12 protein-coding genes and 1 pseudogene are annotated in these 12,105 nt (G+C 42.8%); 6 read left to right on the top strand and 7 right to left on the bottom strand.

Annotated elements, in window-relative coordinates:
* Nucleotides 1–14: 14 nt before the first annotated feature.
* Nucleotides 15–944, bottom strand: a complete 930-nt coding sequence (queG, locus tag L0B70_RS00265) for a tRNA epoxyqueuosine(34) reductase QueG (RefSeq protein WP_235142324.1) — start codon at nucleotides 942–944, stop codon at nucleotides 15–17.
* 114 nt (nucleotides 945–1,058) lie between these two features.
* On the opposite strand from queG, the gene L0B70_RS00260 reads away from it, so the two are divergent.
* The 6 genes and pseudogenes from L0B70_RS00260 to L0B70_RS00230 all read left to right on the top strand — a co-directional run bounded on the left by L0B70_RS00260 (nucleotide 1,059) and on the right by L0B70_RS00230 (nucleotide 6,414).
* Nucleotides 1,059–1,346: a rhodanese-like domain-containing protein gene (locus L0B70_RS00260; RefSeq protein ID WP_235142323.1), complete on the top strand. Its 288-nt coding sequence runs from the start codon at nucleotides 1,059–1,061 to the stop codon at nucleotides 1,344–1,346.
* A 234-nt stretch (nucleotides 1,347–1,580) separates the two neighbouring features.
* Complete coding sequence (locus L0B70_RS00255; protein ID WP_235142322.1) at nucleotides 1,581–2,156, top strand: hypothetical protein; 576 nt, start codon at nucleotides 1,581–1,583, stop codon at nucleotides 2,154–2,156.
* Between the two features lie 107 nt (nucleotides 2,157–2,263).
* On the top strand, nucleotides 2,264–3,310 hold the full coding sequence (locus L0B70_RS00250) for a glucokinase (protein WP_235142321.1): 1,047 nt from the start codon (nucleotides 2,264–2,266) through the stop codon (nucleotides 3,308–3,310).
* Nucleotides 3,311–3,501: 191 nt separating this feature from the next.
* Nucleotides 3,502–4,064, top strand: a pseudogene (locus L0B70_RS00240) (YceI family protein).
* Between the two features lie 115 nt (nucleotides 4,065–4,179).
* The gene (locus L0B70_RS00235; protein ID WP_235143537.1) at nucleotides 4,180–4,845 is read left to right on the top strand and encodes an alpha/beta fold hydrolase; all 666 of its coding nucleotides are present in this window, start codon (nucleotides 4,180–4,182) and stop codon (nucleotides 4,843–4,845) included.
* Nucleotides 4,846–4,995: 150 nt separating this feature from the next.
* Nucleotides 4,996–6,414 (top strand): L-serine ammonia-lyase, encoded by a 1,419-nt coding sequence (locus tag L0B70_RS00230; RefSeq protein ID WP_235142318.1) that lies wholly within the window; start codon nucleotides 4,996–4,998, stop codon nucleotides 6,412–6,414.
* A gap of 148 nt (nucleotides 6,415–6,562) precedes the next feature.
* Here L0B70_RS00230 and L0B70_RS00225 read toward each other — a convergent pair whose 3' ends face one another.
* The 6 genes from L0B70_RS00225 to L0B70_RS00200 form a co-directional block, all read right to left on the bottom strand.
* The gene (locus L0B70_RS00225; protein ID WP_235142317.1) at nucleotides 6,563–7,924 is read right to left on the bottom strand and encodes a phage tail sheath C-terminal domain-containing protein; all 1,362 of its coding nucleotides are present in this window, start codon (nucleotides 7,922–7,924) and stop codon (nucleotides 6,563–6,565) included.
* 137 nt (nucleotides 7,925–8,061) lie between these two features.
* The gene (locus L0B70_RS00220) at nucleotides 8,062–8,910 is read right to left on the bottom strand and encodes a prephenate dehydrogenase (protein WP_235142316.1); all 849 of its coding nucleotides are present in this window, start codon (nucleotides 8,908–8,910) and stop codon (nucleotides 8,062–8,064) included.
* A 34-nt stretch (nucleotides 8,911–8,944) separates the two neighbouring features.
* Nucleotides 8,945–9,316, bottom strand: a complete 372-nt coding sequence (locus L0B70_RS00215; protein WP_235142315.1) for a hypothetical protein — start codon at nucleotides 9,314–9,316, stop codon at nucleotides 8,945–8,947.
* Nucleotides 9,317–10,510, bottom strand: coding sequence for an alanine dehydrogenase (locus L0B70_RS00210; RefSeq protein ID WP_235142314.1), 1,194 nt, complete (start codon nucleotides 10,508–10,510; stop codon nucleotides 9,317–9,319). It abuts the gene before it with no gap.
* Between the two features lie 95 nt (nucleotides 10,511–10,605).
* A complete protein-coding gene (tsaE, locus tag L0B70_RS00205; RefSeq protein ID WP_235142313.1) occupies nucleotides 10,606–11,013 on the bottom strand; it encodes a tRNA (adenosine(37)-N6)-threonylcarbamoyltransferase complex ATPase subunit type 1 TsaE in 408 nt (135 codons plus the stop codon).
* A 2-nt stretch (nucleotides 11,014–11,015) separates the two neighbouring features.
* Nucleotides 11,016–12,020 (bottom strand): isoaspartyl peptidase/L-asparaginase family protein, encoded by a 1,005-nt coding sequence (locus tag L0B70_RS00200; protein WP_235142312.1) that lies wholly within the window; start codon nucleotides 12,018–12,020, stop codon nucleotides 11,016–11,018.
* Between the last annotated feature and the right edge of the window lie 85 nt (nucleotides 12,021–12,105).

Below are 12,105 nucleotides of genomic sequence, written 5' to 3'. Positions count from 1 at the left end.
GATTCTTTTTAAATTTATTCCGCCAGAAAACCAATATTTCTCTGCAAACCGGCAAATTTCGTCCGCTTCACCGGCGACTTTCGAAAGATCTCCGAAAATACTTCCTGCGTTACTTCTTTCCAGTCTTCTTTTTGATAATTTTGCAGAAACTGATTGGGCTTAAATTTTTCCTGCTGATGAGGTGCGGAGAAGCGGTTCCAGGGACAAATGTCCTGACAGATGTCGCAACCGAACATCCAGTCCTGCATTTTATTTTTAAAACTTTCCGGGATTTCCTCTTTCAGCTCGATCGTCGCATACGAAATACATTTGCTGCCATCGATCACTTTTTCGGACACAATGGCATCCGTGGGGCATGCATCGATACACTTGGTGCACGTACCGCAATGATCTGTCGTCGCAAGATCTGCCTGAAGTTCGAGATCGCAGATGATTTCGGCCAGAAAGTAGAACGAACCGTTCTGTTTCGTGATGAGGTTCGCATTTTTTCCCACCCAGCCGATGCCCGATTTTCTGGCCCAACTCCGTTCTAAAATGGGCGCAGAATCTGTAAAAATACGGCATTCAAAATCCCCGATTTCTTCTTTTAGTTCCGCAACCATTTCTGCTAAAATATCTTTGATAACGATATGATAATCTTCGCCGTACGCGTATTTGGATATTTTAAAGTTTTCAAGCGAAGAAAGGTTTTCCGCGGGGAAATAATTGTAGGACAAAGAGATGACCGATTTGGAACCTTCTACAAGTAAAGTGGGATCCAGTCTTTTATCAAAATGATTTTCCATGTAGGCCATTTTTCCGTGGTAATCGCTTCGCAACCATTTTTCCAGGGAATGCGCTTCTTCTTCCAGAAAGCCGGCTTTCGAAATGCCACAGCTTTGAAATCCAAACTTTTTGGCTTTGGATTTAATAAGTCGCGCGTGTTTTTCGGAGGTTGGATTCATTATTGATTTTGCAAAATTAACATTATTTCATAAATTTGATCCCGAAGACCAAAACTTGTTTGTGAAAGTTTAGAATAAAACTTTTCAATTTAAATTAACTAAAAAAATAATTTTATGACAATAGAAGAAGTATTAAAAGCAGGAAATTACCATTTGATCGACGTTCGCGAACCAATGGAACTCGAAATGGATGGAAATATCGAAGAAGCGCAGAACATCCCTCTGGGTGAGCTTGAAGAAAGAAAACAGGAAGTTGTGAACTTAAGCGGCAACAAAATTTTCTTCTGCCGCAGCGGAAACCGCAGTGGAAAAGCTGTCTATTACTTCAAATCGGAAGGTATGGTTGATGTTTACAATGGCGGCGGCTACCAGGATATGAAAACCGCTTTGGAAACCATTTAAATTTCCGCAAACACGAAAAAGTCCCGTTGCAAAATGGGACTTTTTTTTGGTCAAATGTAAAATTTCGGCCACATTTTCAACATCTGGCTGTCCGAAAATATAAATGCGTGTTTAATTTTTAGCAATTGTAAATCAATTAGTTATCGTTATTGTCGCCGGTGGAAAGACAGTTTAGGCTTTATTTGGCACGATTTTGACAAGTAATCCCCTTGTAAAATTAAAAATTTAGAAATTATGAAATCAATGACGAAAACAATCCTAGCATTAGGATTAATGACAGCAGGATTGGCAAGTGCACAAAGTGCAGACATGAGAAACATGATTAAGGTTGGAATTAACGGTGGTTTTGCCGTGCCGGCAGAAAATGCAGGTGGAAATTTAGGTTTGGACGTTTCTTACCAGAACCTGATCACTCCGGGATTTGGTTTGGGTATCGCGACTGGGTACAGCCACTTCTTCGGAAGAGATAATGACGTCAATGGTGTAACCATTAATAACAACGATTTTGGTGTTGTTCCTGTAGCCGCTTTAATTAGAGTTTATCCGAAACAAATGGGATTCTATTTAGGTACCGATCTAGGTTACGGTTTCATCGTGGGTGACGATAAAGTGGCGTCAAACGCTTCAGTAGACAGACCAGACGGTGGCTTCTACATCAAACCTGAAATTGGTTACCATAACAAAGACTGGAACTTCTCCCTTCAATATCAAAAAACCTTCACAGGTGATAAAGGCGAAATTGCTAATCAAAAATATAGTGCCGGCGCGATTGGTGCAGGTATTGGCTACAACATTCCGCTTGGAAAATAATTTTCAGTTCAACTGATTTAAACCTTCTTAATTTTTTAAGAAGGTTTTTTATTTTTTTTACATTTTTTAAAAACAATGATTATCTTTGGTTGATAACATAATAAAACATGGAGTCTACCAATAAATTTAAACTTTTTTTACCTGCGATCACGGCACAAAGCAACAATAATATTTCGTTAGTTTCCGCCGACATCCGTCGCGAAAAAACGTATCTCGCGCTGTACGTTACGGAAAATAAAAAAGTAATTTGTAAGCGCGAAAATACGTATAATACACGCGATTTTGCATCTTTTCCGGCTATTATCAATCAGTTTATTGCCGACAACTCCCTCACCAATATTTCGAAGATTGCCGTGGCGGTTCCGGGTCCTGTGATCGGCGGCGTCAGCGAGCCTGCGCGTTTACCCTGGAAGGTTGATACGGAAGAAATTCGTCGCGAAACGCACATCAGTAAAGTTTATTTGATTAATGACCTTGAAGCCTCAGCCTACGGCCTGGAAAACAACGAAGGCAATTTTTTACCCCTTCACGAGTCCGATCACTTCACGCCCGGAAATATTGCTTTGTTAGCTCCCGGCGCGGGTTTGGGGGAAGCCGGTCTGTTTTGGGACGGTTCTACCTTACGGCCTTTCGCCACGGAAGGCGGACATTGCGAGTTCTCCCCGAGAACAAGTGATGAGGTTGAATTCTACCATTTTCTCCAAAAAATCTACGGCATCGTAAGTTGGGAATCCGTTCTTTCAAATGAAGGATTATTTAATATTTACCGTTTTTTACGTGATGTAAAGCATCAAAAACAGCCTGAATGGTTAACGCAGGAAATCGACTCCGGAAATTTTACGGAAGCAATCATCAACGGTGCCATCGAGGAAAAAGACCGGATTTGTAATATGACCATCGACACCTTTATTATTTTTCTTGCCCGCGAAGCGAACAGTTTGGTGTTAAAACTAAAAGCAACCGGCGGTCTGTATCTTACGGGTGAAATTCCGTTAATGCTGCAGCGCTTTTTGAACAACGACAAGTTCTACAAAAACTTCATCATCAGTGATAAAATGGAAGTTCTATTGAAAGATATTCCAATTTATCTGGTTAAAGACGCGAACACAATTATTAACGGTGCCGCTGTTTACGCCGCGTTTTCGGAAGAGTAGGGCAACATTTATAATTTACGTAATAACTTCGGGGAACCGAAGTTTTTTTTTGGTTTTCGCTCAGGGTTATCTAAAATTTTTCCAGATTAAGATTTAAAAATCCACCTGCACCTGCAATTTATTATCCTATATCAATGCGTTAACCCGTTTTATAACCCTATTTTTGCGCAGAAATTTAAACAAAAAATTATATGAAAAAAGTTGCATTATTCGCAGTTTTAATCGGAGGCCTGGCTTTCGGACAATCCAAAAAAGTAGTGGCTTCGGACGCTGGTGGGGCTACAAAATCGCAAAAACCGAAGCTTCTTCGCACAACGGAAAGATTAACCTAAAATCCGGAAATATTGTGATGAAAGGTAATCAGGTTGTAGGAGGGACTTTTGTTCTGGATATGACGTCCATCAACGCCACCGATTTGTCCGGAGAATATCAAACCAAACTAAACAATCACCTGAAAAACGGAGATTTCTTCGAGGCTGATAAATTTCCGACAGCAACTTACACCATTACATCTTTAAAGAAAAACAGCGACAAAGTATATAATTACATCGTTAATGGTAATTTGACGATCAAAGGAAAAACAAACGCCGTTTCTTTTCCCGCAAAAATCGCTTACAGCAAAGGAGTCGTCAGTTTAGTTTCGGATAAATTTACCTTCGACAGACAGAAATTCGATGTAGCTTACCAGTCTTCCATGCAGGACGTTTTGGTAAAAAACGACATCGATATGTTGGTGAAAGTGACCGCAAAATAATTCGTCCCGAAATATTGATAAGTAAAGAGCAGTTTCCCTGCTCTTTTTTTTATTTTTACAAAACCGTATCTAATAAATGTTAAAAATGGAAATGAGTAGAGAAGAAGTCAAGAAGATGAAATTGTACGTCATTAGCGGACTGGGCGCAGATTTTAAAGTTCTCGAACGGATTAAATTTCCCGCGCACCTCGACGTCGTTTTTATCGACTGGCTTATTCCGACGCGAAACGAAGACTTTTCGGCCTATGTGGAGCGCATGGCCGAAAAGATCGATACTTCCGAACCTTTTTCGCTTCTGGGATATTCCTTCGGCGGCATCATCGTACAGGAAATCGATAAAATAAAACCCGCGCAAAAAGTTATTATTTTAGGCTGCATCAAATCTCACAAAGAAAAATCGCGCTTTATCAAACTGGGCGAATTATCACGAATACCTAAATATCTTCCGCAAAGATTGTTCAATATCAATTCCATCCTCATGTATTCCATCGCGCGGAAACTGGTCGATCCTAAAAACCCAAAAATTATGGATTATCTGATGGTGCGCGATTCCTATTACCTGAAGTGGGGCATCGAAAAAGTCTCCAGCTGGAAATCCGAGGAAAATCCGAAAGTGATTCAGATTTTAGGCAGCCGCGACATTGTTTTTCCCGTCAAACATTCCAAACCCGATTACGTCATAGAAGGCGGCACGCATCTCTTTCCCGCGACAAAACACAAACAGGTTTCCAAAATTTTAAATGAAATATTCGAAAAGTATTTTTTTTTGAATCAATTCTGAAAATCATTCTCTTAGATCGGCGCCTAAACCTTTTATAAATTTCCTTTTGAAACATAAACGCCGGTTTCAAATTCAAAGTTTAATAAAAATAGGATTACCTTTGTAGTGAGCAATTCTTGGAATAAAAATCCATTTTTCTATTTAGCTATCATGGAATCAATCAGTATTTTCGAAATTATAAAAGTCGGTATCGGCCCTTCCAGTTCCCACACGATGGGACCGTGGAATGCCGCCGGAAATTTTTTGCGACAGATCCGCACCGATCATCAAATTCAGGACGTTAAAGAAGTTTTTGTGGAATTTTTCGGCTCGCTTGCAAAGACCGGAATTGGTCACGGTACCGATATCGCCGGCATGTTAGGCTTGGCAGGCGAAAATTTCAAAACCATCGACACCACAAAAATTACAGAGAAAATTGCCGTGATGAAAGTGGCCAACCAACTTAATTTGGGCGGCGAAAAACTTATTCCATTTGTATACGGCGAACATTTAATCTTAAATAAAAAAAGATCTCTCGATTTTCACCCGAACGGGATGATTTTTAGAGCCATTTTCGACAACGGCGAAGAACTGATTCAGGATTACTATTCCGTCGGCGGCGGTTTTATTGCGACACGGGAAGAAAATTCCTACGAAAAGCATTGCGTTCGCACCCTTTATCCCTGCCACAGCGGCGCCGATGTTATGCGAAATGTTGAAAAGTTAGGCCTCCAAAGAATCTCCGATTTAATTTTTCTGAACGAAGAATCCTGGCGCACCAAAGAAGAAACCGAACGGGAAGCGCTTTACATTTGGCAGCAAATTAAAGAATGCATCTACAAAGGCGTCAATAAGGAGGATATCCTTCCCGGCGGCCTAAAAGTAACGCGCCGTGCTGCCGCCTGGAACACCAAATTACTCGGCGACAAAGTTTATAAAAATATCGACGAATGGTTTCAGCTCGTCGTTGATGCCGAAGAAACCTTTACCACAATCAACAAATGGGTTTCCTGTTTTGCCCTTGCCGTGAACGAAGAGAACGCCAGTTTTGGCCGAATCATCACCGCGCCAACCAATGGCGCAAGCGGTGTGATTCCCGCGGTTTTAATGTATGCGCAGGCTTTCACCGACCGCACCTCGGACGACGATATCGTGCGTTTCCTTTTGGTGGCGGGCGAAATCGGTACGCTGTTCAAAAAAAATGCGACCATTTCCGCTGCAATGGGCGGCTGTCAGGCAGAAGTCGGTGTGTCCTCGGCCATGGCGGCAGCGGGTCTCACCGAAATTATGGGCGGAACGCCCGGTCAGGTTTTAATGGCTGCGGAAATCGCTATGGAGCATCATCTCGGCCTTACATGCGATCCCATCGCGGGTTTGGTGCAGATTCCGTGTATCGAGCGGAACTCCATGGGTGCCATCAAAGCCATTACCGCCTCCAATATTGCGCTGGAATCCGATCCCACGAAAGCCCGCGTTTCCCTCGATCAGGTCATCCAGTCCATGTGGGAGACGGCGCAAAGCATGAGCGACCGCTTCAAAGAAACTTCCGAAGGTGGCTTGGCCATCGCCGTCAACGTCGCGGAATGTTAAAATTTTAAACGTAATTTTTAGGAGCACAAACATCTGTGCGATCCCGAAAGCTCCACCGGCTGTCCACTATATCCCGCCGCGGCGGGGATGCCGTTCCCATCCGGGCTAAAATAAAGTTGCGTATTCTTTCCGAAGGGATAATCTGCCCTCAGGCCATCTTTTGCTGAATGTGTAAAACGATAAATTCCGCAGGTCTAGCCGGCGCGAATCCCACTTCCAAAATCAGATTTCCCTCTAAAATATCTTGCGCCGTCATCGTTTGGCCGAGTCCGCACCGTACAAAGAAACCTTGCTCCGGTTTCATTCCCTGCAGAGAGCCATGTTGCCAAAAATTCAAGAGATAATTTTGCGTCTTGTTTTTAATATCGGTCCAGATAGTTTGGGAATTTTCTTCAAGACCAAAAGGTTTCAGTGCGTTAATCAGATCGTTTTCCAGAAGATTTGCGAATCGCCGTGCTGAAATATAACGCCATTCGTTACTGTTTCCGTCCAAAGTTCTGCTGCCCCAAATTAAGTTTCCTCTGCCTGTAAAATTTCGGATGGCATTGATCGACTTGTCGGAATCTGCGTCAATAGTTAAGAAATCCTGCTCACTATTGGAAAGTTGGACCGCAAGTCGACGAACATTCTGTAGTGCAATATTAGCGGGCGCTTTCCAGATTCCTTTGTCGTTATCATTTTTCAAAAATGCGGCCGCAACAGCTGCACTTGGCGGAACTTCTGCGAAAAACTGCGTCAAAACTTCCGCGTATTTTTTGTATCGCAATGGATTGTTTTCTTTTATAAATGCAAGAGAAAATTCTTCGCCCGATTTTTTAATTTTTAAAGCAGATTCATCGCAGGCGTAAGGAAATAAAGTGATCAGGTTCGGAAAAAAAGCGCTGCCGTAGGAAAGATGCGGCGATTCCAATTTTTCGCGGTAGCTGCTAACCATCACGCGGTAATTTTCTTTTGAAACCGGTGGAAGATCCAAAATCGCGAAGCATTTATTACGTGCACAATACTCCAGAATACTTTGTTGAATCGCATAAAAATCAACTTCTGCCAAATTCTGGCTTTCGGGCACGGCGATCAAAAAATTGTTATTTGTCTTCTGTAAAAACTCCAAACCCTTTTCGAAATCTTCCACCTTCAACGGCTCGCCGAGGGGTTTGTATTTTCCGACCGAAACAATCGTGCACGATGACGCACCCTGACTAAAGAAAGCTTGTAAAGAATAATACAGATTGTGCAGAGATTTTGAACCTTCGAACCCGACCGAGATTTTTTCCAGGGCTACGGTAGATTCATCGAAGATCGTCAGGTTTTCTTCGTTCTGCGCAAAGCCAAAAAGAAGTTCAAATTCGCGCAGAGAATGAATAAGCGTGGGCAGATTGCAAAGATTTTCGCCCTGCAAATTTTCGTGCTTTTCTGTGTATCCGAGAAAAACCGCTCCATCGGTAGAAGTTTCAATCTCAGGACTGTGCGGAATTTCTTCCACGTAAATTCCGGGAGCGCTGTATTTTGCCATGATGATTAGTTTTAAGTAAAATTAATTATTTTAACTAATACGATGATTATCAATAGCTAAGAATATTTAACATCTTTTAATCTCATCACTCGTCACCCATCATACAACATCCCTCAAGCATCATCCTTCAACCAACATCACTTTTCTCCCAAAATGCCCCGGATCTTATTCGCATTCCGGATGAGTTCTTCCAGCAATTCGTCGTTATCTTTTTCCAGCGCGGACTTAAATTTTCGGAGTTGCGAAATGTGTTCGTTCAGAACGTCCAGCACATTTTCTTTGTTTTGTTTAAAGATCGGTACCCACATTTCTGGATGCGACTTCGCCAACCGAACCGTGCTCGAAAATCCAGAACTTGCAAGCTGGAAAATGGTATCTTCTTCGCGTTCTTTCTCCAAAACCGTATTCGCCAAAGCATAAGACGTAATGTGGGAAATATGCGAAATATACGCCGTGTGAATATCGTGATCCTGCGCCTTCATGTAGATCAAATGCATATCCAGATTTTCGGCCACGAGTTCTACTGTTTTTAAAGCATCTTCCGCAGAATGTTCGCGATCGCAAATTACCGCAGCTTTTCCCGTAAAACTTTCGGAAAGTGCCGATTTAGGTCCTGAATTTTCCGTTCCCCACATGGGGTGAAAAGCGACAAAACGGTCTCGTTTCGGATGGTCTTTTACTGCATCAACAATGCCTTCTTTCGTGGAGCCAGCATCCATGACGGTCTGCGTATCATCAACTAAATTTAAAATCAGCGGCAGCATTTCGCGGGAGGCATCAACGGGAATGGCAAGAATTACTAAATCTGAATGGGCCACCGCATATTCCAGCGAGGCCATTTCATCGATAATGCCGAGTTGTTGGGCTTCTGTGAGGTGCGCTTCATTTTGATCCACGCCATAAACATAAGAAGCAAGACCTTTTGCTTTCAGCTTCAGCGCCATAGATCCGCCGATCAAGCCGACACCGATTAATGTTATTTTCATTTAAAGTCAGGGAATTTGGTACCGCTTTTATGTTCTACCGCAGTTTTCTCAAAGAATTAAAATTTGCTTCTTCCTTACATTTTTCAAATCGGATTTCGTACCGCGGATTTTTTTTCGGATAAACCAAAACGTACTCCGGACAGGGTTTTTGCTGCGCTTTGCTTTTGTCGAAATCAACTTCACCTTTCGTGAGAATGCTGTCTTTTAAAAACTTTTCGTCGATTTTATTTTCGGCCATTTCAGCGGAAAAGGAGGGCGAATAAATTGCCTTTTTCGAAAGTGTTTCCGCGATCACGCGCGAGTTTGGCAGATAGCCGCTACAGCTTGCGCCTTTTTTGTTCAGAATAAAAAATACGAGCACCAATCCCGGAATAAGCCCAAGGAGAAAAAATTTTAACTTCCGCATTTAAAAAATTAAAAGATTGATATCGTGGTAAGTAAGGTCGAAACGGTCGCAGATCACTTTTTTCGTGTGGCGGCCTTTGTACATATAAAGCGTGTGTTTCATCTCGTTTTTTCGAACCAACATATTGTCGAAACCGCCTTCTTCATCATAATTTAAAAGATAACTCAAAAAGAAATTGGAGATGGCTTTTGTTGTCGTGCGCGGCATTTTGGACGTTAAATTGGGCAATCCGCAATGGATAACGCCGTGTTTGATGATGTAGGGGTTTTCCATATCGGTCAGTTCCGAAGTTTCTATAACCTTCCCATTATCGATGGTAACATCGATGATCACGCTGCCTTTCTTCATGTTTGCGACCATGTCTTCCGTAACAATTGGCGCTAAACTTATTTTTGACAAAGCACCGATAACCACGTCGGCTCTTTTTAAACTTTTACCAAGTTCTTTCGGATCGATGATCGAAGTCGGCACTCTGCCGTCTACCATCATGTGCAATCGTCGCAGTTTTGAAAGGGAATTGTCGAAAACTTTCACGCTGGCTCCCAATCCGATCGCGGCTTTAGTAGCGAATTCGCCAACAATTCCCGCGCCGAGAATGACTACTTCTGTGGGACGAACTCCCGTAATGCCGCCCAACATTAAGCCGTTCGAAAGCGCCAGGAGTTCTGCAGCATACAGCACGGAGATATTTCCGGCTATTTCGCCGATGAGCCGTACCAGAGAAAGTTGCTTGTATTCATCAACAATAAATTCGAAAGCGATGGCATTCACTTTTTTTTCAGATAACTTCTGGAAATATTCTTTGTCGCGTAAATTGATCTGGAGCGCGGAAACGAGATAGGTATTCGGCTTTAAATATTCAATTTCTTCCGTTGTCGGCGGGTTTATTTTAAGCACCAAATCCTGCTGAAAAGCTTCCTGTGCGTTATAGGTAATTTGCGCACCGGATTCCGAATACTGAAGATCGGTATAGAAAGAACCTGTTCCGGCGCCGGATTCGATGATCACCTGATGTCCGTGCGCTACTAAAACCTGTACGGCGTCGGGAGTTACGCAGGATCTGCGTTCGTTAAGACACGTTTCTTTCGGGACACCGATGCTGAATTGTTTTCCTTTTTTAATCACTTCCAGTTTTTCTTCCTGTGGCATTAATTCCTGTTCCGAAAACGGTGTGAAAATATTTGTACTGCTCATTATTTAAAATTATTTCCTGCGGCGAGGATGATAAGTAATTACAAGTTAAATGATGATGCAAAGATACAATCATTATAGGATTGACAAATTTTAATTTAATTGAAATGAATTGTGCGCTCTTCGCCATTATTTTCAATCGTCATGAGGTGGTGCGGCAGATCTTCCAGGGCTTCTTCGTAAACCTCGGGCCACTCGATGATGCAGAGAAAACTGTTGTCCAGATATTCTTCGATGCCCATATCGTACGCTTCATTAATGTTTTTGAGACGGTAGAGATCGAAATGAAAAACCGTTCCTTTGGGCGAATCGTATTCGTTCACAAGGGCGTAGGTAGGAGAGGAGACCTCGTCGGTGCTGCCTAAATTTTTCAAAAGAAACTGCGTGAAAGTTGTTTTTCCGGCACCCAGATTTCCTTTCAGGAGCAGAATTTTATGCTGAAGTTTCGGCAAAATTTCCGCAAGCACGGTTTGCCATTCTTCCAGTGTTGTAATGGTGAACTGCATGTTTATTTATAAATTTCGATGAAAATTTCGCCTTTATCGGTAATGGCACCGCGATACATTCCCGCGGTATTGAAAGGCTGTGCAATGTTGCCGTCTTTATCGAGAGCGATCAAACCGCCATCGCCACCCATTTTTTCGATCTCGTCGATGGTATCCTGCGCGGCAGTTTTGATGTCTTTATTTTGATATTCCATTTTTGCTGCAAGCGTTCTCGCGGCTGTGGCACGGATGAAAAACTCGCCCCAACCCGTTGCGGAAATTCCGACCTGTGAATTGGCGTACGTTCCGGCACCGATAATGGGTGCGTCGCCAATTCTGCCGTATTTTTTATTCGTCATTCCTCCGGTGGAAGTTCCTGCAGCGAGGTTTCCGTTGTGATCTAAAGCTACGGCGCCCACGGTGCCAAATTTTTGATCGATTTCGTAGGATTCAGGTAAGATATTTTGAGAAACTTTCTTTGAATTTTTGGAATTTTCCTTCGATTTTATTTTTTGCAAACTTTCCCAACGGTCTTTTGTCCAAAAGTATTTCGGATCGACGAGTTCCAGCTTTTCGTCTTTTGCAAATTCTTCCGCGCCTGCACCGCTTAACATCACGTGTTCGGATTTTTGCATAACGGCGATGGCGGCTTTAATGGGATTTTTAATCGTGTGAACGCCCGCGATGGCACCTGCCGCCTTGCTTTTACCGTCCATAATGGCAGCGTCCATTTCATTTTTCCCGTCGTTGGTGAACACGGCTCCTCTGCCGGCGTTGAAGAGCGGAGAATCTTCCATAATGACGATTGACGTAGCAACAGCGTCCACAGCCGATTTTCCTTTTTGAATTTCGGCGTAGCCGGCATGTAAAGCTTCAGTAAGTTTTTCTTTGTAAGCGTTTTCTTTTTCCGGCGTCATGCTGGATTTCAGAATCGTGCCGGCACCGCCGTGGACGACGAGAACATATTTTTTCTGGGCTGAAACCAAGAGGGAGAACGTACAGAAAGAAAGGAGAAGTAGTTTTTTCATAGCGGGAAAATGTTTGTCAAATTTATTGAATTTTTTTGGAGGCGCGAGCGAAGCGAGCGCCGAAAGTTTTTTATCGTCTGAAGTT

The sequence above is a fragment of the Kaistella sp. 97-N-M2 genome (assembly GCF_021513235.1).
Classification (GTDB): Bacteria; Bacteroidota; Bacteroidia; order Flavobacteriales; family Weeksellaceae; genus Kaistella.
Note: the sequence above shows the minus strand (reverse complement) of the source record. Positions and strands in the feature narration are given on the sequence as shown.

What these genes read in the sequence shown, in the direction of transcription:
- L0B70_RS00215 (WP_235142315.1), bottom strand. Translation starts at nt 9,316, where the DNA reads ATGCGGAAGTTAAAATTTTTTCTCCTTGGGCTTATTCCGGGATTGGTG.
- L0B70_RS00220 (WP_235142316.1), bottom strand. Translation starts at nt 8,910, where the DNA reads ATGAAAATAACATTAATCGGTGTCGGCTTGATCGGCGGATCTATGGCG.
- L0B70_RS00230 (WP_235142318.1), top strand. Translation starts at nt 4,996, where the DNA reads ATGGAATCAATCAGTATTTTCGAAATTATAAAAGTCGGTATCGGCCCT.
- L0B70_RS00260 (WP_235142323.1), top strand. Translation starts at nt 1,059, where the DNA reads ATGACAATAGAAGAAGTATTAAAAGCAGGAAATTACCATTTGATCGAC.
- queG (WP_235142324.1), bottom strand. Translation starts at nt 944, where the DNA reads ATGAATCCAACCTCCGAAAAACACGCGCGACTTATTAAATCCAAAGCC.
- L0B70_RS00255 (WP_235142322.1), top strand. Translation starts at nt 1,581, where the DNA reads ATGAAATCAATGACGAAAACAATCCTAGCATTAGGATTAATGACAGCA.
- L0B70_RS00250 (WP_235142321.1), top strand. Translation starts at nt 2,264, where the DNA reads ATGGAGTCTACCAATAAATTTAAACTTTTTTTACCTGCGATCACGGCA.
- L0B70_RS00225 (WP_235142317.1), bottom strand. Translation starts at nt 7,924, where the DNA reads ATGGCAAAATACAGCGCTCCCGGAATTTACGTGGAAGAAATTCCGCAC.
- tsaE (WP_235142313.1), bottom strand. Translation starts at nt 11,013, where the DNA reads ATGCAGTTCACCATTACAACACTGGAAGAATGGCAAACCGTGCTTGCG.
- L0B70_RS00210 (WP_235142314.1), bottom strand. Translation starts at nt 10,510, where the DNA reads ATGAGCAGTACAAATATTTTCACACCGTTTTCGGAACAGGAATTAATG.
- L0B70_RS00235 (WP_235143537.1), top strand. Translation starts at nt 4,180, where the DNA reads ATGAAATTGTACGTCATTAGCGGACTGGGCGCAGATTTTAAAGTTCTC.
- L0B70_RS00200 (WP_235142312.1), bottom strand. Translation starts at nt 12,020, where the DNA reads ATGAAAAAACTACTTCTCCTTTCTTTCTGTACGTTCTCCCTCTTGGTT.